We start from the raw sequence: 26,405 nt of genomic DNA on the forward strand, positions 1-26,405 counted from the left end.
CGCACGCGCCGCCCCCCTTGACCGACCCCCCACCGACCGCTCCATACTGGCGGCCAAATCGATTTGGCCACATCGGTTTGGCCGCCGTCCACGGCCGGATCGTCGAGGCCTGAGCCGAGCGAGCCGAACGGAGCCCGCGCGTGTCCAGTCCCGTACATCCCGTCGACGAGTCCCGCCCCCTCGGACGAATCCTGCTCTTCGGTGTGCAGCACGTCCTCGTCATGGCGGCCACACCGATCTCCGCGATCTTCCTGATGAGCGCCACCCTCCGGCTCAGCCCGGACACCACCGTCGACCTGCTCTCGGCTGCCCTGCTGCTGTCCGGGATCGGCTCGCTCGTGCAGTCCCTGGGCCCCTGGAGGTTCGGGCCACGGCTGCCGTTCGTGATGCTGCCGGGCGGGGCGCCACTGATCCTTTTCCTGTCGATCGCGCAGCAGCACGGGCTGCGCACGGCGACCGGCGCGGTGCTCCTCACCGCCGCCTTCACCTTTCTGGTGCTGCCGCTGTTCGCGCGCCTGCTGAGATTCTTCCCGCCGCTGGTCATCGGCACGATGATCGTGATCGTCGGAGTCAACCTGGTGAAGGTCGGCGCACTGCTGGTCACGGGGCAGCCCGGCACGCCGGACTTCGCGGATCCGGCCCGGCTGGGGCTCGCCTTCGCCACCATCGCCCTCATCGTCGTCTTCACCCGGCTGCTGCGCGGGGTGCTGCGGCAACTCGCCGTCCTGCTCGGCCTCGCGGCCGGCACGGCCCTCGCCTGCGCCCTCGGGCAGGTCCACCCGGGCGCCGCCCTGTCGGGCCAACTGGTTGGTGTGCCGAGGCCGTTGCCGTTCGGCACACCCGTCTTCGACCTGCTCGCCGCGCTGCCGCTGCTGCTCTACAGCCTCGCGTCCATGGCGGAGGCGACCGGGCAGACCGTCATCAACGCGGAGGCGGTCGGCAAGGACATCGACGTGCGGGCCGACGTGCCGCGCACGGTCCGCGGGGACGCCCTGACCTCACTGCTCGGCGGTTGTTTCGGGCTGCCGCCGATGGTGACCAGCGGGGAGAACATCGGCATCGTCCGGGTCACCGGCGTGCGCAGCCGGTATGTCACGGCCGCCGCGGGCGTCGTTCTCGTCGTCCTCGGCTTTGTGACCCCGGTCGCCCGGGTGATCAGCGTGATGCCGCCGGCCGTGGTCGGGGGCGCCGCGATGGTCGTCTTCGCGGTGATCACCGTACTGGGTGCGCAGATGCTCGGCCGGGCCCGGCTGGCGGACCACACGGCCGCCATGACCTGCGCGGTCGCGCTCGCCCTCGGCCTGCTGCCGATCCTGGTCCCCGGCGTCTACGCCGGGTTCCCGTCGGACGTGAGGATCCTGCTGGAGAGCGGGGTCGCCGTGGGCGCCCTCGTCGCCGCCGTCCTCAACGTCGTCTTCCACCACCTGGGACGGCACCCCGCGGACACCCGTGCCGCCGCGCCGGCCGAGGCGCCGGGGCCGACCGCACATGTCTGACCTCCCCCACAGCCCGCTCTCCCCCTCTCCCCCCTCTCCCCCTCTCGAACAACGGAGAAGCATGACCGACCTGACCCCCGACCGGCTCCGCCAGGACTCGCTACTGCTGGTCCCCGATGTGACGCTCACCCCCGACGGCCCGCTGGAACTGCACGCGGTGGTCGTGCGGGACGGCGTGTTCCGCGCCGTCGGCCCGGTCGAGCGGATCGTCCGTGAGCACCCGTCGCTGACCCCCGTCCGGCTGCCCGGGCAGGTGCTGATGCCGGGCTTCGTCGACGCCCACCACCACCTGACGCAGAGCTTCGGCGGTGCGCTCGCCTTCGGGGAACCGTCGGAGATCTTCCGCCGGGTGTGGGTGCCGCTGGAGCAGGCCCTGGACGAGGAGTCGGCGTACGTCGCCGCGAAACTGGCCGCGTTGGAGTCCCTGCGGGGCGGTTTCACGACGGTCGCCGAGGCGGGGACCCGGGCCGCGGTGGACGTGGACGTGGTGGCCTCGGCCGCACGCGACGCGGGTATCCGCTGCGTGCTGGGGCTGGTCTGCAACGACGCCTCGGACGGCACCGGCGACGACGCGGATCCGCGGGCCGTGCTCGCCGCAGCCGAGCGGCACCTCGCGCGCTACGGCACCGACGACCTCGTCCATCCCTCGCTCGCCGTCTCCGTACCGGAGGCCGCGACCGCACGCACACTGGCGGCGACGGCGCGACTCGCCGCCGACGCGGGGACGGTCGTACAGATCCATGTGAACGAACACCTCGTCGCGGTCGAGCGTTCCCTGGTCCGGCACGGGCTGCGGCCTCTGGAGTATCTGTGCCATGTGGGCGCGCTGGGCCCGCAGTTGCTGGCCGCGCACGCGACGCTGCTCACCCCGGCCGAGGTCTCGCTGCTCGCGGACAGCGGCACGGCGGTGAGCTACAACCCGGTCGCCAGCGCGTGGAAGGGCAACGCCGTCGCCCCCGCGACCACCTTCGCCGAGCGCGGCATCCGGTTCGGCCTGGGCACCGACGGGACACGCGGGGACGGCTTCCGGCTGGCGGACGCGGCGGAGTTCGCCCAGCGGCTCACCTACGGCCTGGCCAGCGGCGACTCCTCCTGCGGCGCCGGCTGGACGTGGTGGGAGCGGGCCACGGCGGGCGGCGCGGACGCGGTCGGACTCGGCGGGCGCACCGGACGTATCGTGCCCGGTGCCGCCGCGGACTTCCTCCTGGTGGATGTCGGGGGCCCGGAGATGCAGCCGTCCTGGGACCTGCCGTGGGAGCTGGTCCGGCGCGGCAACCGCGACCAGCTCACCGCCGTGTTCGTCGCCGGCCGGCTGCGCCTGTGGCAGGGCTGGCCACCGGACTGGGACGGCCCGGCACTGGTGCGACGGGCCGCCGAACTGGGCCCGCGCGTGGTGCGGCGCGCCGGGGTGACCCGGGCCCATCCGACATCGGTGACCGCGCGGCAGCGGGCGGCGGCGCCGGACACCGCCGCGTCCCCGCGCAGCACCCTCCCCGCCGGGGACCCGCCCGCCGTCCCACCGGCCCCTGGGCACCCGTACGGCTCCGTCCTCCGCACGCCCTGTCCCGGTGGGCGGCGATGAGCGCCGGCACTCTGGCGGTGCTGGCGCTCACCGTCGCGGCGGCGGCGTTCGTGCAGGGCGCCAGCGGCCTCGGGTTCGCGCTGATCGTCGCGCCGGTCGCGGGCCTCGTCGATCCGGCGCTGCTGCCGGTGTTCGTGCTGACCGCGATGATCCCGCTCAATCTGTACGTCGCCTGGCGCGAGCGGCACAGTCTCGATCTGCGCGGCGCCCGGTGGATCACGGCGGCGCGGCTGACGGCGACGCCTGCGGGGCTGGCGCTGCTGTGGGCGATTCCGCCGGGCGCCCTCGGAGCCGTCGTAGGCGCGGCCACGGTACTGGCGGCCGTCGTGAGCCTCGTCGTGCCGTCGTTCGTGCCCGGGCGCGGAGCCTATGTGGGCGCCGGCGTCGTCACCGGGCTGACCGAGACGGCGACGGGGGTGGGCGGACCGCCCCTCGCCCTCGTCTACCAGCACCGGCCGCCGGGCGAGCTGCGGGCGACGGTCGCCGCCTGCTTCCTGGTGGGCGAAGTCGCCTCGCTCCTCCTGCTGTTCGTCACCGGGCGGGGGCGTGCGGCGGACATGGGCTGGGCGCTCCTGCTGCTGCCCGCGCTCGCCGCGGGAGCCTGGCTGAGCCGGCTCGCGCACCGGCGTGTCGACGCCCGGCGGATGCGGGCCTTCGTGCTCGTCTTCGCCCTGGTGTCGGGGGTGGTGCTGATGACGGGGACGTGACAGTACGCGGCCGGACCGGCCGCGCTCCCCTCCGGTCGGACGGGCCCTGTTCCAGCCCATCGCCGGACGGACCCCGATCCGCCCCGCCGCCGGACACGCCCGATCCGCCCCGCCGCCGGATACGCCCGGTCCACCCCCTGCCGGCTACGCCCGGTCCACGCGGTTGCCGCATGCGCCCCGTTCCGCATCGCTGCCGGACCGCGGGCCCCTGGCTACGCCGTCCCCGTGCGTGTCCCTCCGGGCTCGGGCGGTGGGCGGCGCAGTGACGAGGCGCGCGGCACGAGCCGGGGTGCGGTGGAGGGCGGCTCGCCGCCCGTCGCCGCGGGCCCGACCGTGCCGGTGGCCGGTCGCGCGCCCAGCCGGGCGAGCAGCAGTTCCACCGCGTCCGCGGCGGCCCGGTCCAGCCGCAAGTCGACCGCGGTGAGCGGCGGTTCGCAGGTCCGGGCGCGCAGTCCGTCGTACCGGGTGACGACCATGACGTCGTCGGGCACACGGCGTCCCGCCTCCCGCAGTGCCCGTACGGCGCCGACCGCGAAGGCGTCGACCAGCACGCACAGCGCGTCGACGCCGGGATGCTCGGCGAGCAGCTCGGCGCACCGGTCGTACCCCGCCTGCTCGCCGCCGTCCTCCGGGGCGGTCGCGACGATCGGCGGCCAGCCGTGTGCCGCGGCGGTCCGTTCGTAGGCCGTGCGGGCGTCGACCGAGGAGTGGCGGGTGCCCGCGCCGACGATGAGTGCCGGGCTGCGGGCGCCCTGGTCGCGCAGATGGTCCAGGAGCAGTTCGACCACCCGGCCCCCGTGCAGGTCCACGTAGGGGGCGTCGTCGCCGGGCGCGGTGGGCCGGCCCAGGGCGACGTACGGCAGTCCGCGCTCGCGCAGTTGGGCCACGGCCGCGTCGTCCGCCTCCGGCTCGACCACGATCGCACCGTCGATGTCGACGGAGTACAGCGCGGATCCGGACTGCACCGGCGGGATCAGCACCAGGGCGTAGTCGTGGACGAGGGCCCGTTCGGCCGCTGCGGCGGCCACCTCCATGTAGAAGCCGAGCCGTGCGGGGCCGCCGGCCACCGCGAACGGCATCGAGGACGCCAGCGCGATGGCCTTGGCCTGGCCCCGGCGCAGCCGCTGGGCGCGCAGGTTGGGCCGGTACCCCAGCTCGGCGGCGATCTTCTTGATGCGTTCGCGGGTACGCGGGTCGACCTTGCCGATGCCGTTGAGGGCGTGGGACACCGTGGTCCGCGACACCGACGCCGCGGCGGCGACGTCGGCGATCGTGGGCCGGCGAGCGCCGTGGGACGTGGTCATGGGCCCATCTTCGCAAGCCCCGCCCCGCGGAGCCACCACGGCCCCGCACCGGCACCGGGCGCCTCGCAACGGGCGCCGCGGGTACGGGCGTTCACGGGTCGATGCCACGTCGGACACACGCGCTGCCGCCGAGGGGTTGGACGGCCGGACCGTCATGGACATCGCGCTCGGTGAGGAGTCGTGGGGCTGCTGAGCCCGGACGACCTCGTGCGGGACCATCCGCCGGGGTTCGCCGGGGGCGGCCGGGACACGATCACCGCACGGCACTCCGTGGGGCCACACCGCGCCGCCGCGGACCGCCGACCGGCCCGCCGGGGGTCGCCTTCGACCGGGGCCCGGCCGCGCTGTTCACGCTGATCCGTGCCGCGGACTCCGACGCGGAGTGGGTTCGGGGGCAGCGGGCGGCCTGTCTCGGCCATGCCGGGTATCCGCTGGTCGCGGAGATCATCACCGGCCGCATCGGCACCGGCTTCGCCGCCTTCCCGCGCGGCCGCCGCCCCCTTCAACGGCTCCGCACCGCTCTCCGCCCGCACCCGCGACCCGCCTCGGCATCGTAGCCACGCTTGGTGGGGCTCACGTGATGGTGCGACTCTGGGTGGAGAGGTCTGGGACGAGGGGAATCCTGGAGGGCCGATGGGACGCGACGTCCCGGCGCTCGTCTTCACCCGCGAGGACCGCCGCCGGTACCGGATCAAGATGCACGAGTGCCTCGACGCGCTGGCGCTGATGCTGCGCGAGTCACGGTTCGAGTCCGAGCGGCCGCAGGTCGGCCTGGAGATCGAGCTGAATCTGGTGGGCGAGGACGCCGAGCCGGCGATGCGCAACACGGATGTGCTGAAGGCGATCTCCGACCCCGCCTGGTCCACCGAGCTGGGCCGGTTCAATCTGGAGATCAACGTGCCGCCCCGGCGGCTGACCGCGGGCGGGCCCGACGCATGGGAGTCGGAGATCCGCGCCGCGCTGAACCACGCCGACGAACGGGCCGGGTCGATCGGCACCCGGCTGATCATCATCGGGATCCTGCCCACCCTGCGCCAGGACGACATCGGCGCGGAGACCCTGTCGGAGAACCCGCGCTACCAGCTCCTGAACGACCAGATCTTCGCGGCCCGGGGCGAGGACCTGCGCATCGAGGTGGACGGTGTGGACCGGCTGCACACCTACGCGGACACCATCACCCCGGAGGCCGCGTGCACGAGCACGCAGTTCCATCTCCAGGTGTCTCCCGACGAGTTCGCCGGCTACTGGAACGCGGCACAGGCCATCGCCGGGGTCCAGGTGGCGCTGGCGGCGAACTCGCCGTTCCTGTTCGGCAAGGAGCTGTGGCACGAGACCCGCATCCCGCTGTTCGAGCAGGCCACGGACACCCGGCCGGAGGAGATCAAGGTGCAGGGCGTACGGCCCCGGGTGTGGTTCGGAGAGCGGTGGATCAACAGCGTCTTCGACCTCTTCGAGGAGAACCTGCGCTACTTCCCGGCGCTCCTCCCGCTGTGCGAGGAGCAGGACCCGGTGGAGACGCTGGATCGCGGAGACGTCCCGGAACTCGGTGAACTGACCCTGCACAACGGCACGATCTACCGCTGGAACCGCCCGGTGTACGCCGTCTCGCACGACGTCCCGCACATCCGGGTGGAGAACCGGGTGCTGCCCGCCGGACCGACCGTCGCCGACACCCTCGCCAACGGTGCCTTCTACTACGGGCTCACCCGCGCCCTGGTGGAGCAGGACCGGCCGGTGTGGTCGCGGATGTCGTTCGCGGCCGCCGAGGACAATCTGCACACCGCCGCCCGGCACGGCATCGACGCCCTGCTGTACTGGCCCGGGATGGGCGAGGTACCGGTGCCGGAACTGGTCCTGCGGCGGCTGCTGCCGCTGGCGCACCGGGGCCTGGAGCACTCCGGGATGGACGAGGCGTGGCGGGAGCCGCTGCTCGGCATCATCGAGCAGCGCTGTGTGACGGCGCGCAACGGCGCCGTGTGGCAGAAGGAGATGTTCCACCACCTCGACGCCACCGAGCACGCGGGCCGGCACGAGGCGCTGCGCCGGATGACCCAGCTGTACATGGACTACATGCACCTCAACGCGCCCGTCCACACCTGGCCGGTGGACTGATCCGGCGCTCGACGAGGCCGACGGGGTTGCGCCGGAAGCCCCGGGGCGGGTACGGCGCCAGCCCCCGGCCGAGAGCGAGGCCGACGTGTGCGGGAGGGGTGGGCTGATGGGTACCGGGCTCCTTGTACGACTGCCCTCGCACCCTGGAGTGGCGGCCCGCTGGTGATCAGCAGCGGGCTGAAGCATGCACGGGCTGAGCCCGCGCCCCTCGGCGAGTCCGCGAGCTGGTCCGCCTGCCGCGCCGGGACCGGGAGTCTGGCCCCGCTCCTCAGGCGAGCACCAGGACGACGGGCACGCCCGGGCACGGCACCAGGCGCAGGTCGCCGTGCCCGCCGGGCCGGGCCGCGCGGAGCGCTTCGGCGAAGTCGGGGCCCTTGGTGAGGGAGCCGGCCAGACGGGCGGGGTCGGCGGAGGCGGCGACCCGGCCCCGCGCGTTGACCAGATGGGCGGGACGGGGCAGGCGCCGCAGGAGGGGGAGGACGGCCGCCTCGAAGTGGCGGAGGTAGACGTCCGCGGCGGCCACCCCGGCGAACCGGCCTTCCCACAGCACCGGTTCGGACAGGGTGAGGCTGTACTCGTCGGAGCAGAGGTAGTCGACGTAGGGTCCGGCCACCGCCCGGCGCCCGGTGTCGCGGGGCAGCGTGAACCAGTCCCAGTGCGTGTAGTCGGAGTACGCCGACTGACCGGGATCGAGGTCGAGGAGGAGCGGTCGGACATCACCGTCCGTGCCCGACTGCCACCACTCCAGCCAGGCGGGCGCGTCGGCCAGCAGGCCGGGGGCCGCGACGAAGCCGACGCCGGAGACCAGTTCCCCGCGGGTCAGGCGCAGATGCAGGCCGGGGCGGAGGGCGGCGAGGTCGGCGCTGGCGGGCCGTCGGCCCTGTGCGGCCGCCCGGTGGAGGAGGGCCTCGGTGTCGGCGCGGGTGGCGGCGACGGTCTCGAAGACGGCCTCCAGCGCACCGCCGACCTGTGCGGCCACCCAGGCCTCCGTCTCCGTGTCGAGGGTGGCGGTTCCGGGCCTGACGCCCATGGTGTCCTCCAGCGGCCGGGAACCGGACGCGGCGCGGTCAGAGGGTGAGGCGTACGGCGACGAGCCGCGCCGTCGACTCCCTGACGCACCGCTCGGCCAGCGTGCCGGCCGTTTCGTGGGCCCCATCCTGCACGGCGGCGATGACGGAGCGGTGACGGTCCGCAACTTCTTCACGATATGCGTCGTCGGCGAGGACGAGGCACGGCAGTGCGCCGATCTCGCTCTGCAGGGCGACCTGTTCGCGGGTCAGGCGGGCGGACTGGGCGGCCGCCGCGAGTTCGACGTGGAAGCGGCCGTACAGCCGGCTGCGTGCCGCCGCGCCCTCGGCCCGTGTCAACTCCTCAGCTGTTCGCCGGAGTTGGCGGAGGTCGTCGGGTTCGGTGCGCTCCGCGGCGAGGCGGGCGGCAGCTCCGGACAGGGCGGCCCAGTGGTCCCCCAGGTCGCGCAGCTCCTCGGTGCTCCAGCCGCGCAGCCGCGCTCTCAGCCGGTCGTCGGCGGGGACTTCGGGGAGGGACACGAAGCTGCCGCCGCCACGGCCCCGGCGGGTGGTGACCAGGCCCTGTTGCCGCAGCGCCATGAGCGCCTCGCGCAGCGTGACCGTGGAGACGCCGAGCTGTCCGGCGAGCTCGCTCTCACCGGGGAGCTGCTCACCGTCGGCGAGCAGGCCCAGTTCGATGGCGTCGGCGAGGCGGCGGACGACCGTGTCCACGCGGGCCCGGTTGTCCACCGGGCTGAAGACGGCCTTGCGGGCCCGGCCGCCCGTCTCCTGCTGTCTCACGGCCACCACCTCGTGCATTGACTCAAGCTTTACCTCGACGGGACCTTGAGCTCAGAACTATGACTTCATATGTTTGCGGTCCAGCGGTTCAACGGTACAGCGCGCCAGAAAGGTTCCCCCATGGCGGGAATTGCGATCCGGCTGCAGGACCTGCGGAAGTCGTTCGGCGAGACGACCGCCGTGGCCGGGGTCGACCTGGAGATCCGGGACGGGGAGTTCTTCTCGATGCTGGGCCCCTCCGGTTCCGGGAAGACCACGGTGCTCCGGCTCGTCGCGGGGTTCGAGACGCCGGACCGGGGCCGGATCGAGCTCGCCGGCCAGGAGATCACCGGCCTCGCGCCGTTCGAGCGGGACGTGCACACGGTCTTCCAGGACTACGCCCTCTTCCCGCACATGACGGTCGAGCAGAACGTCGCGTACGGGCTGAAGGTCCGCAAGGTGCCGAAGGCCGAACGTCTCGTCCGCGCCCGCAAGGCCCTGGCCGAGGTCCGCCTGGAGGGCTACGGCCAGCGGCGACCGGCCCAGCTCTCCGGCGGGCAGCGTCAGCGTGTCGCCCTCGCCCGCGCGCTGGTGGGCCGGCCCCGGGTGCTGCTCCTGGACGAGCCCCTCGGCGCCCTCGACCTGAAGCTGCGCGAGCAGATGCAGGTCGAGCTGAAGGCGATCCAGCGGGAGGTCGGCATCACCTTCGTCTTCGTCACCCACGACCAGGAGGAGGCCCTGACGATGAGCGACCGCATCGCCGTCTTCGACCGGGGCCGCATCGCCCAGGTCGGCACGCCCGCGGAGATCTACGAGCGCCCCGCGACCCCCTTCGTCGCCTCCTTCGTCGGCACCTCGAACCTCCTTCGAGGGGATACGGCCCACCGGATCACCGGCTCCCCGGGCACGTACAACATCCGGCCGGAGAAGATCCGCGTCCTGAAGGAGTCCGCCGAGGCGGACGAGCCGGAGCACGCCACCGCCACCGGAACCGTCGCCGAGGTCGTCTACCTCGGCGACGCCACCCGCTTCCTGGTCGACCTCGACGGCGGCGGCCGGCTCACCGCGCTCCAGCAGAACCTGGAGACCTCCTCCGAGGACGTCGCCGCCTACCGCGGCACCCGGGTCCGCCTGACCTGGCACCGCCGGCACGCCGTCCGGCTGCCCTCCTGACCTCTCCACCGCCGCCACGTCCCCTGGGAGAACGCCGTGCGTCACACCCGTACCCTGCGCACCGCGGCCTGTGCCGCCGCACTGCTGCTCGCCGCCGCCTGCGACGCCTCCGGCTCGGGCAGCTCGTCCGCCACCGGACTCAACCCGCCCGACCTCAAGGCCCCGGCGAAGCTCGGCAGGACGGAGGGCCAGGTCAATCTGATCGCCTGGGCCGGCTATGTCGAGGACGGCTCCAACGATCCCAAGGTCAACTGGGTCAGCGACTTCGAGCGCCAGACCGGCTGCCAGGTCCACTCCAAGGTCGCCGCCAGCTCGGACGAGATGGTCAAGCTGATGAAGACCGGCGAGTACGACGCCGTCTCCGCCTCCGGGGACGCCTCCCTGCGCCTGATCGCCTCCGGCGACGCGGCCCCCGTGAACACCGCTCTCGTCCCCAACTACCAGGACGTCTTCGCCGGGCTGAAGAACGGCGCCTGGAACTCGGTCAAGGGCCGGATGTACGGCATCCCGCACGGCCGGGGCGCCAACCTGCTGATGTACAACACGGACAAGGTCAGGCCCGCGCCCACCTCCTGGTCCGCCGTCTTCGACGACGCCTCCCGGTACAAGGGGCACGTCACCGCGTACGACTCGCCGATCTACATCGCCGACGCGGCCCTCTATCTCAAGGCTCACAAGCCGGAGTTGCGGATCAAGGACCCGTACGCGCTCGACCAGAAGCAGTTCGACGCGGCCGTGGCCCTGCTCAAGCAGCAGAACGGGAACGTCGGGGAGTACTGGAGCGACTACCTCAAGGAGGTCTCCGCCTTCAAGAGCGGCGACTCGGTGGTCGGCACCACCTGGCAGGTCATCGCCAACCTCGCCGCCTCCGAGGGCGCGAAGGTCAAGGCGCTCGTGCCGAAGGAGGGTTCGACCGGCTGGTCCGACACCTGGATGGTGTACAGCAAGGCCAAGCATCCCAACTGCGCCTACAAATGGCTGAACTGGATCGTGTCGCCCAAGGTCAACGCCCAGGTCGCCGAGTACTTCGGCGAGGCACCGGCCAACTCCAGGGCGTGCGCCGAGACCAGTGACAAGAACTTCTGCACGGTCTACCACGCGGCCGACGAGAGCTACTGGAAGAAGATCGCCTTCTGGAACACGCCCATCGAGCAGTGCCTCGACGGCCGCAAGGACGTGACGTGCGTGCCGTACGCGAAGTGGGTGCAGGCCTGGACCGAGATCAAGGGCTGAGGCATGGCCCTGCTGACCCGTACCGCGGGGGCGCTGCACCGCAGACCCCGGCTCCGGCTGACCCTGCTGCTCACCGCCCCGCTGCTGTGGCTCGCGGTCCTCTACCTCGGCTCGCTGGCGGTCCTGTTCGCCTCCGCGTTCTGGACCACGGACTCCTTCACCTCGCAGGTGGTGAAGGCGTGGTCGACGGACAACTTCCACGAGCTGTTCACCACGCCCGTCTTCCGCCAGGTGATCCTGCGCAGTGTCGTCGTGGCGCTCGCGGTGACCGTGCTGTGCGCGCTGATCGCCTTCCCGGTGGCCTTCTACACCGCGCGCGTGGCCCGGCCCAGCCGGCGCCCGCTGCTCGTGGTGGCCATCCTCACCCCGCTGTGGGCGAGCTACCTGGTCAAGGTGTACGCCTGGCGGCTCATCCTGTCCCAGGGCGGTCTCGCCGACTGGATGCTCGCGCCGTTCGGGCTGAGCGGCCCCGGCTTCGGCCTGCCGGCCACCGTGCTCACCCTGACCTACCTGTGGCTGCCCTACATGATCCTGCCGATCCACACGGCCCTCGAACAACTTCCGGCCAACCTGCTCGACGCCTCGGCCGACCTGGGGGCACGGGCCGGGCGGACCTTCCGCTCGGTGGTGCTGCCGATGGTGCTGCCGTCGGTCGCGGCCGGCTCGGTGTTCACCTTCTCGCTCAGCCTCGGCGACTACATCACCGTGCAGATCGTCGGCGGCAAGACGCAGCTGATCGGCAACCTCGTGTACTCCAACATCGAGCTCAACCTGCCCATGGCCGCCGCGCTCGGCACCGTCCCCGTCGCCGTCATCGTCCTGTACCTGCTGGCGATCCGCCGTACGGGCGCCCTCAACAGCCTGTAGGACCTGGAGGAGAGAAGCGCCATGCATCTCAGCCGCACCGCGCGCATCGCCCTGCGCACCGGCGCCGGGCTCGGCTTCGCGGTGATCTACGTCCCGCTGCTGCTCGTCCTCGTCAACTCCCTCAATCCCGACCGCAGCGCGAGCTGGCCACCACCGGGCCTCACCTGGCGCTGGTGGTCGGCGGCCGGGCACAACTCCGGGGCGCGGCAGGCGCTGTGGGTCTCGGTGAAGGCGGGTCTCGGGGCCACCGCGATCGCCCTGGTCCTCGGTACGCTCATCGCGTTCGCCGTGGCCCGGCACCGCTTCTTCGGCCGCGACGCCGTGTCGTTCATCGTGGTCCTGCCGATCGCGCTGCCCGGCATCGTCACCGGCATCGCCCTCAACTCGGCCTTCAGCACGGTACTGGCACCGCTCGGCGTGGGTCTCGGACTGTTCACGGTGATCGTCGGCCATGCCACGTTCTGCATCGTGGTGGTCTTCAACAACGTGGTCGCGCGGCTGCGCCGTACGGCCGCCTCGTACGAGGAGGCCGCCATGGACCTCGGCGCGACGACCTTCCGGGCCTTCGCCGACGTCACCTTCCCGCTCGTCCGCTCCGCGCTGCTGGCGGGCGCTCTGCTCGCCTTCGCCCTCTCCTTCGACGAGATCGTGGTCACCACGTTCACCGCGGGACCCGGCATGGAGACCCTGCCGATCTGGATCTACGACAACATGACGCGGCCCCAGCAGGCGCCGGTGGTGAACGTCGTGGCCGCCGTGCTCGTGCTGCTGTCGGTGCTCCCGATCTACGTCGCCCAGCGACTGTCCGCGGACACGGCGACGTCGAGCCGGGTGTGAGAGCCTGAACGGCGGGCGGACAGGGGGAGGCATGAGCACGGGCAAGGGCGTCGACCCGGCGCGGGCGGTGCGCGCGGCCTACGAGGCGGCCTCGGCGGTCGTCGCGGACCTGGGTGACGAGGAGTCGTGGCTGCCGACCGGCTGTACCGGCTGGGCGGTCCGCGACCTCGTCTTCCACTGCCTGACGGACGCCCAACGCGCGCTCGTGGCCCTGCACACACCGGCGCGCGAACCGGTGGACCGGGACGCGGTGACCTACTGGCAGGACTGGCGGCCGGACACCGTCGGAGCGGCGAACGGCCGGCGGTGGGCACGGGTGAACGGCAGCATGTTCCTCGACTTCCGTCAGCTCCAGGGCCTGTACCGGGAAACCCTGGCGGCGGCCGTGCACGCGGCGGAGGCCGCCGACCCCGCACAGCGCGTCGCCACACAGGGGCACGTGCTCACGGCCGGAGACCTGCTGACCACCCTCGCGGTGGAGGCGACCGTCCACCACCTGGACCTGACCGTCCGTCTCCCGGACGCGCCGGGACCGGCGCGGGAGGGCCTGGCGGCGGTGCGCGCCACGCTGGACGGTCTGCTCGGGCGACCGGGCCTGCCGGAGTGGACCGACGAGCACTACGCGCGCGTGGGCACCGGGCGGGCCGCGCTCACCGGGGCCGAACGGGCCGCCCTGGGCGCGGCGGCGGACCGGTTCCCCCTGTTCGGCTGAGGAGCGGCCCGCACATGGCCCCGGTTTCGTTACCGGCCCCCGGGGCAGTCGGTGCACATGGTCTCGTACGGACCGGAGCAGCGTGTGTACGTCCCCGAGCTCTGTGCCCGATGGCAGACGCAGACGTTCCTGCACTGGGCCTATCCCCCGGAGGAGGTGCGGCGCCTGCTCCCGGACGGGCTCGTCGTGGACACGTACGAGGGGTCGGCGTGGGTGAGTCTCACGCCGTTCGTCATGGCCGACGTCCGCCCGCCGGGATTCCCGGCCGCGCTGCCCGCCTTCGAGGAGACCAATCTGCGGACCTACGTGCGCGGGCCGGACGGACGCGAGGGGCTGTGGTTCCTTTCCATCGAGGTGTCCGCCCCGGTCATGCTGGCCGCCCGCGCGATAGGGGCGCCGTACCACCTCGGCCGCCTGGCGCTGTCCCGCCGCGAGGACGTCCAGGCGTACACAGGCACCCGGCGGGGCGGCGGCCCCCGCTACCGGGTGGCCGTCCGTCCCGGCGAGCCGATCCGGCCCACCCACCGGGACGTATGGCTGACCTCCCGCTGGCGGTGCTTCTCGCGGCGGCTCGGGATGCTGTGGGAGACGCCCGTCGAGCACGAGCCGTGGCCGCTGCGCGAGGCGCATCTCGTCGACGTCGAGGAGACCCTCGTCAGCGCCGCCGGGCTGCCCCCGCCCGCCGCGCAGCCGCTGCTGCACTTCTCGGAGGGGGTGCACGGGGTGCGCTTCGGCCTCTCCCGTCCGGTGCGGGCGACACACCGTGGAGCGGGCGGCACCCTGGCGGATCCGCCCCGCGCCGAGGGAGCCGGGCACGCATGAAGCCGGTGTTCACGACCGGGCCCCAGCGGCCGGCCGACCCGGCGGACGACGGCGGGCGGCCGCCCGCGAACCCGCTTCCCCGCGAGCGGTGCACGCGGGGTCCGGGATGCTCGCCGGACACCGCGGCACCGAGCGAACGGCGCCCGGCACGGCGGCGCCGGGGCCGGTTCCGGCGTCGCGCGGCCCGGCGCGCGTGAACCGCTCCGCCTCGGGTCCCGGCCGAGGTGCCGGGCCGCGTTTCGACGGCTGGATCGCCGGCATCGGCACGGCGTCCGGCACCCGCGTGGTCCTCGGTCACTGGCCGCGCTCGCCCTTCGGCCCGTTCAGCGACGTGATGCTGGAGCGCGCCGACGGCCACCGCCTGCTGCTGGCTCCCACCCGGCGCGCGGCGGACTTCATAGCCGGAACCTATGCGTTCGACGAAGTGCGGATCGTACCCGTGCGGGTCCGGGTCACCGGGAACGAGTGGGCGGTGACGGCGGGTCCGCTACTCGGCCTGCGGCTCACCATCGGGCCCAGAGGCCTGCCGGGACTCCTGCTCAGGGCGGTTCCGGGTGCGCTGGCCACGCGGACGGGCTGGACGGCGCTGACGGACCCGATCGCCCGCTTGCTGCTCGGCGTGCGGACCCGCGGGAGCGCCGGCGGCGGCCGGTACGAGTGGTACGGCGCCCGGGACGCGCACCGCATCACGGCGGCGAGCGCGGTGCAGGAGGGACGGGACCTCGGCCCCCTCGCGCCCGTGGAGCCCGCCGTGCGCTTCGGCTTCGGCTCGACGCCCCGCCGACCGTACCTGGTGCGCGTGACGACGACGGTAAGCGGACCGATGCCCTGACTTGGTCCTGATGGAACATCAACTCCCATGATCCGCGCATGGATTGACTCCCATGAACGGGCAAAGGGCGGCTCACGCACCTTGACCCGGGCGTGGTCCAGACCAACTATGGCCTAGACCAATACACCCGGCCGCGCGCCCTCTCCGCCCGCCCACACACGCTCGGCCGTCGTCCGCCATCCGGGAGCACCGATGACACGTCCGAGACCCCTCCGCGCCCTGCTCGCAGGCCTGGCCACCCTGGCCGCCTCCGCGGGGCTCGTCCTGGGCGCCCAGGGCACCGCGCACGCGGCGACCCCGCTGCCCGCACATGTCTTCGCGCCCTACTTCGAGGCGTACAACGGCGACAGCCCCGCCGCGCTCGCCCAGGCCTCCGGCGCCAAGTACCTGACCATGGCCTTCCTGCAGACCGACAAGAAGGGCTCCTGCACCCCGTACTGGAACGGCGACACCGCCACGCCGGTCGACTCCTCCGTCTTCGGTGCCGACTTCCGCACCATCCGCTCGCACGGCGGCGACGTGATCCCCTCCCTCGGCGGCTACGCGGCCGACAACGGCGGCACCGAGATCGCCGACAGCTGCACGAACACCGACTCCATCGCCGCCGCCTACGAGAAGATCATCACCACCTACGACGTCTCCCGGCTCGACATGGACGTCGAGGACAACTCCCTCACGAACACCGCCGGTGTCGACCGCCGCAACCAGGCCATCAAGAAGGTCCAGGACTGGGCCGCCGCGAACGGCCGCCCGGTGCAGTTCTCCTACACGCTGCCGACCACGACGAGCGGGCTCGCCGACAGCGGACTCGCCGTACTGCGCAGCGCGAAGAGCGCGGGCGCCAGGATCGACGTCGTCAACATCATGACGTTCGACTACTACGACGGCGCCACCCACCACATGGCCACCGACACCGAGACGGCCGCCAGCGGCCTGCGCGACCAACTCGCCGGTCTCTACCCGAACCTGTCGGACGGTCAGCTCTGGAACATGGTCGGCGTCACCGAGATGCCCGGCGTGGACGACTACGGCCCGGCGGAGACCTTCACCACCGCCGACGCCCCCGCGGTGTACGACTGGGCGGCCGCCAAGGGCATCGGCACCCTCTCCTTCTGGGCCCTCCAGCGTGACAACGGCGGCTGCCCCGGCTCCGGCGCCTCCGACACCTGCTCCGGCATCTCCCAGGACACCTGGTACTTCACCCACACCTTCGCGCCCTTCACCAGCGGTACGACGACCCCGCCCGCCAACGACTTCTCCGTCTCCCTCTCCCCCGCCACCGCATCGGTGGACCCCGGAGCGGGTACGACCGCGACGGTGAAGACCTCGGCGACCTCCGGCAGTGCCCCGACCGTCGATCTCGCGGTGAGCGGCGCGCCGAGCGGAGTGACCGCCTCACTGAGCCCCTCCTCCGTCACGGCGGGCGGCTCCGCCACGCTCACCGTGAAGACCGCCGCCGCCACGGCCCCCGGCACCTACACCCTGACGGTCACCGGCACGGCGGGCTCGACCCGGCACAGCTCCACGCTCGCCCTGACGGTCAACGGATCCGGCGGGTCGACCGCCCTCGCCAACGGCGGCTTCGAGACCGGCTCGCTCTCGCCGTGGACCTGCGACACCGGGGCCGCGGTGGTCTCCTCCCCGGTGCACGGCGGCTCCCACGCCCTGAAGACCGAGCCCTCGTCCTCCCGGACCGGCCAGTGTGCGCAGACCCTCGCCCTGAAGCCCGGCACGGCTTACACCCTGAGTGGCTGGGTGCAGGGTCCGTACGCCTATCTCGGCGTCAGCGGTGGCGCGACCGCCGGCACCTGGGCCTCGCCCTCGTCCTGGTCGAAGCTCACGGTCCCGTTCACGACCGGCGCCTCCGGAACGGTCACGGTGTACGTCCACGGCTGGTACGGCCAGGGCGCGGTCTACGCCGACGACCTGACCCTGGGCTGAGGCGGGCTCCACGGGGCAGCCGCCGGCCCCACCGCTCCGGTCGAGCACCGGACGCCGTCTTCGTAGGCTGAAGGGACCCGAAGCTCCTCCGGGAGGCCTCCCGAAGGCAGGAGACGGTCGTGATCGAACTGGCCGCGGCGTTCGCCGTCACGGGAGCCGCGAGCAACGCCGTGGGCACCGCCTTCCAGCGCAAGGCGGCGTCCGCGAGCAGCCGTGGCGGGCTCCGGCTGCTCGCGGAGCTGGTGCGCCGGCCCTTCTGGGTGATCGGCATGTGCGGGGTGGTGTGCGCCGCCCTGTTCCAGAGCCTGGCCCTGGTCAACGGCCCCCTCGCGCTGGTCCAGCCGCTCTTCGTCCTGGAGCTGCCCTTCGCGCTGCTCGTCGCCGCCCCGCTGATGCACAAGCGGCTGCCCCGCTCCGGCTGGCGGGGGGTGGGCGGCTGCGTGCTGGGGCTCGCCGTCCTGCTCGTCGCCGCCGCCCCGCACGGCGCCACCCACCACGCGCCGCTCACCCGCTGGATCCCGGCCCTGTGCCTGTGCCTGGGCGGGATGGCCGCGGCCGTCCTGCTCTGCGGCCGGGGTCACTCGCCGGCCCGCCGCGCCGCACTCCTCGCGGCGGCCTCCGCCACGGGCAACGCGCTGACCGCCGCCCTGCTGAAATCGGCCGCCGGTACCTTCGCCGACCATGGCTTCGCGGCGTTCCTGAAGTCCTGGCAGACGTACGGCTTCGCGCTCACCGGTGCCGCCGCCGTGATCCTGCTGGAGAACGCGCTCCAGGCCGGGCCGCTGGCGGCGGCGCAGCCCGCGCTGACCATCGGCGACGCGGTGATCAGCCTGACGCTCGGCATGACCCTGTTCGGGGAGCGGATCCGCACGGGCTGGTGGCTCGTACCGGAGGTGTGCGGCGCCGCGCTGATCGTCGTGGGCGTGGTGGTGCTCAGCCGGGCCGTCCAGCACATCACCGTGGTGCCGGACGCGGCCGGACAACGGCACCCGGCGACCTGAGCGGGAAAGGGGTGAGCCAGGCGGTCGCGCGCCCCCGTGGCTCCCGCTGCCTACCGGCCCGCGATCCCGTCGATCCATTCCCGGAGCCGTTCCCCCTGGGCGGCCATCAGACCGGGGTCGCGCAGGGTGTGGGTGAGGACGGAGATGCCCTGGTGGGCGGCGACGAGTTCGACGGCGAGGGCGGCGGCGTCGGCGCGGCCGAGCTGGGTGAACTGGGACTCCACCCAGTCGAGCAGGGCCCGCACGGCCTTCGCGGCGGCCTGGTCCGGGCCGTCGTCGCGCTTGGCGAGCTCGGTGGCGAGGGTGCCGAACGGACAGCCGAAGCGGGCCGCTGTCGCGCGCTCACCGACCCAGCCGGCGACGAGCTCCTTCAGCCGGGCGGCCGGGTCGGGGAGGGCGTCCAGGCGGGCGGTGAGCGCGCCCAGGCGTGCGCAGTGGGCGTCCACCGCGGCTTCGACCAGCTGGTCCTTGGTCTTGAAGTAGTAGTAGACGTTGCCGAGCGGCACCTCGGCCGTGCGGGCGATGTCGCCGAGGGTGGTCCTCTCCACGCCCTGCTCATGGAAGACCTGGACGGCCGCCTGCACCAGGCGCTCACGCTTGCCGCCCCGGCCTGAACGGCCCGGCCGCGCGGCCCCGGCCGTGACGGCGGATTCTGAGTCAGTCACCTGACTGAGGATAGACACGTGCGAGGGCTTCGTCGCCGTGGGGCCGGCCGGGTGACGCGAGGGGTGCCGGGCCCGCCCCTTCCACGCCACACCGTACGCAATTAGCAGTTTTATCCACTTATCAGCTCTAAGGTGGTGTGAGTTGTCGGGTCGGGACCGAGTGTCGGCTGAGGTGACGCGCAAGGCGTCGCGGCGGGGCGCGGGTTGGGATGGCGATGAGTGGAATCAGCCGCCGGAGTGTGGCTCGCCTCGGTCTCGGCGCCGGTATCGGTGTGGCTGCCGCCTCGTTGGACCGGTGCACGGGCCGCTCGGACGAGGACGGTACGGCGCCCCTGCAGGGGCCGCCCCGGCTGATCGGGGACGGCTCCACGTCGTACACCGGACGGCAGCCCCACCAGCCGGACCCGCCCGAGCCCCTCGAACCCGGTCAGACCCCGCCGCAGTTCGTGGTGTTCTCCTGGGACGGTGCCGGCGAGCTGGGCACCGGACTGTTCCCGCGCTTCCTGGAGCTGGCCCGCACCCACGGCGCGCACATGACGTTCTTCCTCTCCGGCCTCTACCTCCTGCCGGAGGAGAAGAAGCGGCTCTACGATCCGCCGAACAACCCGGTCGGCGCCTCCGACATCGGCTACCTCACCGGCGAACACCTCAAGGCGACGCTGAAGTACGTCCGCCAGGCCTGGCTCGACGGCCACGAGATCGGTACGCACTTCAACGGGCACTTCTGTGTCGGCCCCGGATCGGTGGCCAACTGGACCCCGGAGCAGTGGCGTTCGGAGGTGGAGCAGGCTCGGACCTTCGTCAAGTGCTGGCGGTCGCACACCGGCTGGCACGACGATCCGCCGCTCCCCTTCGACTACGACAAGGAACTCGTGGGCGGCCGAACCCCGTGCCTGCTCGGGCAGAGGAACCTGCTGCCGGTCCTGCGGGAACTGGGCTGGCGCTACGACGCCTCCTCGCCCGGCGGGCTGCAGTGCTGGCCGAGGAAGCGGGGCGGCGTGTGGGACCTGCCGCTGCAGAGCATCCCGTTTCCCGGGCACAGGTTCGAGGTGCTGTCCATGGACTACAACATGATGGCGAACCAGTCGAAGAACTCGACCCGGGCGCCCTCCTACAACTACCCCTACTGGCGCGCCCAGGCCGCAGCAGCGTATGTGGCCGGGTTCCAGCGGGCATACGAGACGAACCGGGCGCCGCTGTTCATCGGCAACCACTTCGAGCAGTGGAACGGCGGCATCTACATGGACGCGGCCGAGGAGGCCCTCAGGCAGATCGCCGCCTGGCACGACGTGCGCCTGGTCTCCTTCCGGCAGTTCGTCGACTGGCTCGACGCCCAGGACCCCCGGATCCTCGCGAAACTGCGCACCCTGGAGGTCGGCCGGAAACCGGACGGCGGCTGGTCCGCGTTCCTGCGTGTCTGAGACCGACATCTCCCACTCGATGTGCCCGGCCGCATCCACGGTGACCCGCAGGAGTCAGTGGACAGCACGTGCCGATGGCTCGCCGGCCCGTACGGTCATGACCTGACCGGTCATCCCGATCGCAGCTGCCGCCGCCAGTCCGACGGGCTGACCCCGCGCGCCCGCTTGAAGGCCACACTGAACGCGAACGCGTCCGCGTAGCCCACCTCGCGCGCCACCGCGGCGACGGTCTCCTCCGTGTCGCGCAGCAGATCCGCCGCCAGGGCCATCCGCCAGCCGGTGAGGTACGTGAGCGGCGGCTCGCCGACCACCCGGGTGAAGCGCGCGGCGAAGGCGGCCCGGGACTGGCCGACACGCGAGGCCAGTTCGGCGACCGTCCATCGGTGCGCCGGGGCCTCGTGCAGCAGGCGTAGCGCGTCGCCGACGTACGGGGTGGCCAGCGCCCGGTACCAGGAGGGGAGTCGGGCCTGCGGCCGGGCGCACCAGGCGCGCAGCGCCAGCACCAGGACGAGGTCCAGCAGCCGGTTCAGGACGGCGTCCTGGCCGGGCTCGTCGTGGGCCACCTCGGCGGCGAGCAGGTCCAGCGCCGCCCGGGTGCGCGGCCCGGCGGGCACGACAGCCAGCGGCGGGAGCATGTCCAGCAGGCGTTCGCCCACGTCGCCGCGGAGTTCGTAGGCACCCCGGAGCAGGGTGGTGGCACCGGGCAGTCCGTCACCGTACGTGCGGGGGCCCAGGTTCTGCCGGGCCGCCGTCCCGCTGTCGATGACGTGCTTCTTTCCGCCGCGGATCACCACCTGCGGTGGGGTGTCCGGGGCGTCGGCGATCGTGTACCGGTCGGTGCCGCTGATGAGGGCGATGTCCCCGGCGGCCAACCGCACCGGTGTGGGCTGCGGGTCGTCGTCGAGCCGGACTGACGCGTAGCCGCCGAGGGTGGCCACGACCGTGAGCGTAGGGGCGTCGGCGAAGGTCATCGACCAGGGTGGCCGCTGGATCAGCCGCCGGATCTGTGCGTTCCTGGCTCGGGCACGGTGCAGCAGATCGCTCAGGACGTCCATGCCGGCCACGCTAGACGATCACAAAGGGATTGACGATGATCTCCCATGGATGGTCTGCCCGCACGGGCGTTGTCTGGAAGGCATGAAGAACATCCTTGTCCTCGGCGGCACCGGCAAGACCGGCCGCCGCATCGCCCGCCGCCTGTCGGCCGAGGGCCGGCCGGTCCGTACGGCGTCCCGCACCGGCGGCGACGTCCACTTCGACCTGGACGACCCGGCGACGTGGGCGCCCGCCCTCGACGGCGCCGCCGCCGTCTACCTCGTGGAGCCGAACCGGCAGTCCGGCGTGGACCGGCAGGCGCGCATCCCGCGCCTGGTGGCCGACGCGGTCGCCGCCGGCGTGCGGCGCCTGGTGCTGCTCTCCGCCCACGGCGTCGGCCGGGCCGACGACGGCCACCCGCTCAAGGCCGCCGAACAGGCCGTCCGCGACTCCGGCGTCGACTGGACCATCCTGCAGCCCGACTGGTTCGCGCAGAACTTCAGCGAGTCCTTCTGGCTGCCGGGGGTCCTGGCCGGAAGCCTTGCCCTGCCCACCGGTGACGGGCGCACGCCGTTCGTCGACGCCGAGGACATCGCCGAGGTCGCCGCCGCGGCGCTGACCGAGGACCGCCACAGCGGACAGACCTACCAGTTGACCGGCCCGCGGGCGATCGGCTTCGGCGAGGCGACCGACCTGATCGCCGCCGCCACCGGCCGGACGGTCCGTCACCTGGACGTCGACCCCGACGTCTTCGTGGACCGCATGGTCGCCGAAGGCGTGCCCGCCGGCGTCGCCCGTCTGCTCACCGGCCTGCTCGTGGACATCCGCGACGGCCGGGGCCCGGGCGTTGCCGACGGTGTGGAGCGGGCACTCGGCCGACAGCCCCGATCGTTCGAGGACTACGTCGTCGAGGCCGCCGCCGCAGGTCGCTGGCGCTGACCCGACGGGGCCTGGGCCCGCCCCGCCGCCGGTGGCGGGTCTCCGGGCGGCCTGCGAGTCCGAGCGGTTGAAGTCCGGGGGCGCCACCGCCCCGGAGACGTCTCTGAGATCTCTCTTATGTCCGGTCGCCAGAGTCCACGGGCATGAAGGCCAGGAAGCTCAAGAAGACGAAGCCGCAGACGAAGATCGTCGCGGTGGGCGGTGCGCTGCTGATGGTCGGTCTGGTCGGTACGGCCGCCGCGTTCGGGTCCGGCACGCATCAGGCCCGGCACATCGAAGCGCACGGCGACCAGCTCTCCGTACCGGTCGACGGTGGCCGCGCCACGGTGGACACCAGGTCCCTGGCGGTGCGGGCCCGAGCGGACGACGGCCGCACCTGGCAGCTGTCCGCACCGGCGCCCGGTGATCTGGGTGCGCCCGGGAAGGTCACCGTCCGCGGCGGGCGGGCCAGTTGGGGCTACGGCGACAGGGGGCTGACCGTCACCGCGTCCGCGCGGGACGGGCGCCTGGCCGTCACCGTGCGCTCGGCACGGCGGTCCACCCTGACCTGGCCGGTCTCCGGCACGGACCGGACCACGCAGGAGCTGCAGTTCCCGCGCGGTGAGGGCTTGTCCGTACCGGTCGCCGACCGGTGGTGGAACTCCCCCTCGGCGGGCCTGGCGGGCACCGAGGCCGACATGGCAGGCGGCCTGACCATGCCCTTCTGGGGCACCAGTCAGTCCGGACGGCACGGCGCGAGCTACATCGTCGAGTCCGACATCGGCACGACGCTCAGGTTCGTGTCCGCCGGCGGCCGGCTGCACACCGAGGCCGAGCACACGTTCTCGGCGCAGCAGGCCACGGGGACGTACACCGTGACGTTCGCACTCACCGACGGGTCGCCGGTAGCGGCGGCGCGCGACTACCGCGCCTGGCTCCAGGGCCACGGCGGCATCACGACCTTGCGGCAGAAGATCGCGCGCAACCCCGAAGTCGCCAGGCTGGTCGGCGCGTTCCACGCCTACACATGGGGCCGGGCACGTACCGCCGAGGGCGTCCGCCGGCTGCGGGAGCTGGGGATCGACCGGATGTGGCTGGGGTACGACGCCGACGGCGCCCCCATGGACGGGAAGGCGACCCGCCTTGCCCGGCAGGCCGGTTACCTCGTCGGGCCCTACGACTCCTGGGCCAACGCACAGGACCCGGCGTCGGCCGACACCCCCGTGTCCGCCTGGCCCGCACCGGTGTGGCAGGCCGCCTGTGTACGCGGGGCGGACGGCACGATCGTCACCGGTTTCGGCGGCCGCGGCTGCTATGTGAGCTCCGAGGCGCTCCGCCGCGCCGAGCCCGGCCGGCACTACCTGGCCGACCGCGTCGGGGAGATGACCGCGGGCGGCGCCACCAGCTACTTCCTGGACGTCGACGCCGCGGGTGAACTGTTCGCCGATCACTCTCCGGCGCATCCGATGACCAAGGCCCAGGACCGCAGGAACCGGCTCGCGCGCATGGCGTGGCTGTCCGGCGACCGCCGTCTGGTGCTCGGTTCGGAGAGTGCGGGCTCCTGGGCGAACGGAGTGCTGTCCTTCAGCCATGGCTCGGGCACACCGGTCGACGACCGGTTGTGGAAGCTGGAGCGGGACCGCCCGGCCTGGGGCGGCTACACCCCCGCCAACGCGCCGGGGGTCTTCTTCAAGCCCGTCCACCTGCCGGCCGATGTCGCGAAGGCGATGTACGACCCGAGGTACCGCGTGCCGCTCTCCCAGACGGTCCTGCACGACTCGGTGATCAGCACCGAGCGCTGGGAGCTGTCGTGGTCGAAACTCCCGGACCAGAGCCGCACCCGCGCGCTGCTCGCGATGTTGTACAACGTGCCCCTCAACCTGGTCCTCGACCAGTCCGAACTGGACCGCCACGGCGAGCGGATCGCCCAGGTGCAACGGTATTTCGAGCCCCTGCACAAGGCGGCGGCCACACAGCCGATGACCGACTTCCGCCGGCTGACCGACGACGGTCTCGTGCAGCGCACCACGTTCGGCAGCGGAGTGCTGACCGTGACGGCCAACTTCTCCACCACGTCCCATGACGGGCTGCCCGCCGGATGTGTCGACGCGGTGCTCAAGGGCGGCGGGAAGCAGCGGTTGTGCCCCGCGGGTCTGTGAGACACGGCCGGCCGCCGGAACAGGCCGCCGGCGCCGGGACAGGATCGGGGGCCTTGGACGCGGGGACGGCGACGAGGCCGTACGGGGTCTAACAGGAGGAAGACGCGAAGCGCGCCAGCTGGTCCTTGATCCACGGGTCGTACACCGCCAGACGGTGCCGGGCGCCCGGTACGAACCACGCCAGCTGGCCGGCGACCCACGGATCGGTCCGCTGACCGGGGCCGCGCCGGCAGGGCGTGTGCGGGCCGGCGTGCACCGCCGCGCTCCCGGTGGCGGCGTGTCCCTCCGGCCCGGAGGTGGCCGCCGCCGCGCCGCCGCCGGTTGTGAGGAGAGCACCCGCGACCACCGTGGTGACGACGCCGGCCGCGCTTGCCTTCCGTATCAGCTTCTTCATGGCCTTCTCCTTCCGGTGGGGTCCATGACCCCGCGTGTGCGGTCCGTGACGGATGGTCCCGCTGCTCCGTGGGGGCGGACCGCCGGACCGCCTCCCATGACCGGGAGGGGCGTCTACCCAGGGACTCGCAACCCACTCATCCCACCGGCCGCGCCCGCCACGCGATCAGGGCGGCAGCCTCCCTGCCGCCCTGACCTGAGCGGACGCACGGGGCTGCGGGAGCTGTCTGGCAGCGGTCCACGAATGGCGGCAGCGGGCGCTGTGCCGCCCACCGCCGCGGGCTTATGGTGGGCCGTCAATTGCCTCCGCTTCGAGGGGAACTGATGAGACCCGGGACCAGGATCGTGCGATACGCCGCCGTCTGTGCGGCAGCCCTGCTGCTCTGTGCCGGCCTCACCACCACGGCGTCCGCGGACGGCGCCACGGCCGCCCGGAATCCGCTCGCCGAGCGGCTCGACGCCTACTGGACCCCGGCCCGCATGGCGGCCGCGCTGCCGGCCGACACCGTCAAGGGGAGCGAGCCGGGTGCGACGGCCGTCGGCGCGACCCCCGCGGTGGACGGGCCCCGGCCGGGCGAGTACATCCCGCCGAGCCGGAGCTTCGACGGCATCCCCCAGGCCGGTACCTTCTTCTGGACGGACGCCGGCGGCACCGGCCGCACCTGCAGCGGCTCCGTCGTCCGCAGCCCCGGTCACGACCTGGTGCTCAGCGCCGGCCACTGTCTGAAGGGCTATGCCGGCACCTCGCCCGCGCGTCACCTGGCCTTCGTCCCGCAGTACCACGACGGCGGCAAGCCCTTCGGGATCTTCCCGGTGCGCACCGACGGCGTCTATGTCCCCCGGCAGTACTACGACCTGGGCGAACACGCCGGAGCCGGGTACGACTTCGCCTTCGCGGCCACCGAGCCCAACCAGGACGGCACACGCCTGGAGGACGCGGTGGGCGGGGTGCGGCTGCTCACCGGGACGGGCTACTACCACGCCCCGGTACGGATGATCGGCTACCCGGCGGGGGCGGAGAAGCCGCTGGAGTGCTGGAGTTGGACCACCAGGTGGGACAGCGACGACCCGGCGGACCCCGGTACGTTCCCGCGCATCGCCTGCGACGCCTTCGTGGGCGGCACCAGCGGCGGTCCGATGCTCGTACCCTGGCCCGGCGGCTGGGCGGTCATCGGGGTGATCGGCGGCTATCACACCGGCGGCAACACCCCGCAGATCTCCTACAGCGCCTATTTCGGCACCGCCACGGACGCCCTGTACGGGGCAGCGGTCACCGGGGCCCCGCCGGCCGGCCCCCACCTCACCGCCGGCTCATAGGCGGTCGTCCCTGCCCATGGCGCGGAAGTCGTGCCTGCACGTCCACTGCCAAGGCAACGGCACCGTGGCACGATAGGGGTGACCATCACCC

General features: G+C 72.9%; 23 protein-coding genes. 17 read left to right on the top strand and 6 right to left on the bottom strand.

Going from position 1 to position 26,405, the window contains the following annotated elements:
- The first annotated feature begins 140 nt into the window (after nt 1–140).
- From ABT171_RS22850 to ABT171_RS22860, 3 genes are all read left to right on the top strand, one after another.
- On the top strand, nt 141–1,496 hold the full coding sequence (locus tag ABT171_RS22850) for a uracil-xanthine permease family protein (protein WP_351246555.1): 1,356 nt from the start codon (nt 141–143) through the stop codon (nt 1,494–1,496).
- A gap of 61 nt (nt 1,497–1,557) precedes the next feature.
- Nucleotides 1,558–3,078, top strand: coding sequence for an amidohydrolase family protein (locus ABT171_RS22855; RefSeq protein ID WP_351246557.1), 1,521 nt, complete (start codon nt 1,558–1,560; stop codon nt 3,076–3,078).
- A complete protein-coding gene (locus ABT171_RS22860; protein WP_351246559.1) occupies nt 3,075–3,785 on the top strand; it encodes a sulfite exporter TauE/SafE family protein in 711 nt (236 codons plus the stop codon). Before ABT171_RS22855 ends, ABT171_RS22860 begins: the two co-directional genes overlap by 4 nt.
- Nucleotides 3,786–3,997: 212 nt before the next feature.
- Here the strand turns inward: ABT171_RS22860 and ABT171_RS22865 are convergent, their stop codons facing one another.
- A complete protein-coding gene (locus ABT171_RS22865; RefSeq protein ID WP_351246561.1) occupies nt 3,998–5,089 on the bottom strand; it encodes a substrate-binding domain-containing protein in 1,092 nt (363 codons plus the stop codon).
- A 633-nt stretch (nt 5,090–5,722) separates the two neighbouring features.
- Here ABT171_RS22865 and ABT171_RS22870 point away from each other — a divergent pair.
- Nucleotides 5,723–7,201 carry a glutamate-cysteine ligase family protein gene (locus ABT171_RS22870; RefSeq protein WP_351246563.1) on the top strand — a complete coding sequence of 493 codons (1,479 nt, stop codon included), beginning with the start codon at nt 5,723–5,725 and terminating at the stop codon, nt 7,199–7,201.
- 268 nt (nt 7,202–7,469) lie between these two features.
- On the opposite strand, the gene ABT171_RS22875 is transcribed toward ABT171_RS22870, so the two are convergent.
- Complete coding sequence (locus tag ABT171_RS22875) at nt 7,470–8,231, bottom strand: PDC sensor domain-containing protein (RefSeq protein ID WP_351246565.1); 762 nt, start codon at nt 8,229–8,231, stop codon at nt 7,470–7,472.
- A 37-nt stretch (nt 8,232–8,268) separates the two neighbouring features.
- Nucleotides 8,269–9,027: a FadR/GntR family transcriptional regulator gene (locus ABT171_RS22880; RefSeq protein ID WP_503076219.1), complete on the bottom strand. Its 759-nt coding sequence runs from the start codon at nt 9,025–9,027 to the stop codon at nt 8,269–8,271.
- 102 nt (nt 9,028–9,129) lie between these two features.
- Between ABT171_RS22880 and ABT171_RS22885 the strand changes: the two genes are divergently transcribed.
- The 9 genes from ABT171_RS22885 to ABT171_RS22925 all read left to right on the top strand — a co-directional run bounded on the left by ABT171_RS22885 (nt 9,130) and on the right by ABT171_RS22925 (nt 18,406).
- Nucleotides 9,130–10,161: an ABC transporter ATP-binding protein gene (locus ABT171_RS22885; RefSeq protein WP_351246569.1), complete on the top strand. Its 1,032-nt coding sequence runs from the start codon at nt 9,130–9,132 to the stop codon at nt 10,159–10,161.
- A 36-nt stretch (nt 10,162–10,197) separates the two neighbouring features.
- A complete protein-coding gene (locus ABT171_RS22890; protein ID WP_351246571.1) occupies nt 10,198–11,394 on the top strand; it encodes an ABC transporter substrate-binding protein in 1,197 nt (398 codons plus the stop codon).
- Between the two features lie 3 nt (nt 11,395–11,397).
- Nucleotides 11,398–12,261 carry an ABC transporter permease gene (locus ABT171_RS22895; RefSeq protein WP_351246573.1) on the top strand — a complete coding sequence of 288 codons (864 nt, stop codon included), beginning with the start codon at nt 11,398–11,400 and terminating at the stop codon, nt 12,259–12,261.
- Between the two features lie 21 nt (nt 12,262–12,282).
- On the top strand, nt 12,283–13,098 hold the full coding sequence (locus tag ABT171_RS22900) for an ABC transporter permease (protein WP_351246575.1): 816 nt from the start codon (nt 12,283–12,285) through the stop codon (nt 13,096–13,098).
- Nucleotides 13,099–13,129: 31 nt separating this feature from the next.
- Nucleotides 13,130–13,810: a maleylpyruvate isomerase N-terminal domain-containing protein gene (locus ABT171_RS22905; RefSeq protein ID WP_351246577.1), complete on the top strand. Its 681-nt coding sequence runs from the start codon at nt 13,130–13,132 to the stop codon at nt 13,808–13,810.
- A gap of 57 nt (nt 13,811–13,867) precedes the next feature.
- Complete coding sequence (locus tag ABT171_RS22910; protein WP_351246579.1) at nt 13,868–14,632, top strand: YqjF family protein; 765 nt, start codon at nt 13,868–13,870, stop codon at nt 14,630–14,632.
- A gap of 193 nt (nt 14,633–14,825) precedes the next feature.
- On the top strand, nt 14,826–15,464 hold the full coding sequence (locus ABT171_RS22915) for a hypothetical protein (protein ID WP_351246581.1): 639 nt from the start codon (nt 14,826–14,828) through the stop codon (nt 15,462–15,464).
- 192 nt (nt 15,465–15,656) lie between these two features.
- A complete protein-coding gene (locus tag ABT171_RS22920; protein ID WP_351246583.1) occupies nt 15,657–17,405 on the top strand; it encodes a carbohydrate binding domain-containing protein in 1,749 nt (582 codons plus the stop codon).
- Between the two features lie 119 nt (nt 17,406–17,524).
- A complete protein-coding gene (locus ABT171_RS22925; protein WP_351246585.1) occupies nt 17,525–18,406 on the top strand; it encodes a DMT family transporter in 882 nt (293 codons plus the stop codon).
- A gap of 50 nt (nt 18,407–18,456) precedes the next feature.
- Here ABT171_RS22925 and ABT171_RS22930 read toward each other — a convergent pair whose 3' ends face one another.
- Complete coding sequence (locus ABT171_RS22930) at nt 18,457–19,071, bottom strand: TetR/AcrR family transcriptional regulator (protein ID WP_351246587.1); 615 nt, start codon at nt 19,069–19,071, stop codon at nt 18,457–18,459.
- 215 nt (nt 19,072–19,286) lie between these two features.
- Between ABT171_RS22930 and ABT171_RS22935 the strand changes: the two genes are divergently transcribed.
- Nucleotides 19,287–20,492: a polysaccharide deacetylase family protein gene (locus ABT171_RS22935; protein WP_351246589.1), complete on the top strand. Its 1,206-nt coding sequence runs from the start codon at nt 19,287–19,289 to the stop codon at nt 20,490–20,492.
- A 110-nt stretch (nt 20,493–20,602) separates the two neighbouring features.
- Here the strand turns inward: ABT171_RS22935 and ABT171_RS22940 are convergent, their stop codons facing one another.
- A complete protein-coding gene (locus tag ABT171_RS22940) occupies nt 20,603–21,547 on the bottom strand; it encodes an AraC family transcriptional regulator (protein ID WP_351246591.1) in 945 nt (314 codons plus the stop codon).
- Between the two features lie 82 nt (nt 21,548–21,629).
- Here ABT171_RS22940 and ABT171_RS22945 point away from each other — a divergent pair, with 82 nt between their 5' ends.
- Nucleotides 21,630–22,466 (top strand): NAD(P)H-binding protein, encoded by an 837-nt coding sequence (locus ABT171_RS22945; protein WP_351246593.1) that lies wholly within the window; start codon nt 21,630–21,632, stop codon nt 22,464–22,466.
- Nucleotides 22,467–22,609: 143 nt separating this feature from the next.
- A complete protein-coding gene (locus ABT171_RS22950) occupies nt 22,610–24,604 on the top strand; it encodes a glycoside hydrolase (protein ID WP_351246595.1) in 1,995 nt (664 codons plus the stop codon).
- 88 nt (nt 24,605–24,692) lie between these two features.
- Here the strand turns inward: ABT171_RS22950 and ABT171_RS22955 are convergent, their stop codons facing one another.
- Nucleotides 24,693–24,998: a hypothetical protein gene (locus ABT171_RS22955; protein ID WP_351246597.1), complete on the bottom strand. Its 306-nt coding sequence runs from the start codon at nt 24,996–24,998 to the stop codon at nt 24,693–24,695.
- A gap of 323 nt (nt 24,999–25,321) precedes the next feature.
- On the opposite strand from ABT171_RS22955, the gene ABT171_RS22960 reads away from it, so the two are divergent.
- A complete protein-coding gene (locus tag ABT171_RS22960; RefSeq protein WP_351246599.1) occupies nt 25,322–26,314 on the top strand; it encodes a trypsin-like serine peptidase in 993 nt (330 codons plus the stop codon).
- The last annotated feature ends 91 nt before the right edge of the window (nt 26,315–26,405 follow it).

The organism is Streptomyces sp. NPDC001851 (assembly GCF_040297165.1).
Taxonomy (GTDB): domain Bacteria; phylum Actinomycetota; class Actinomycetes; order Streptomycetales; family Streptomycetaceae; genus Streptomyces.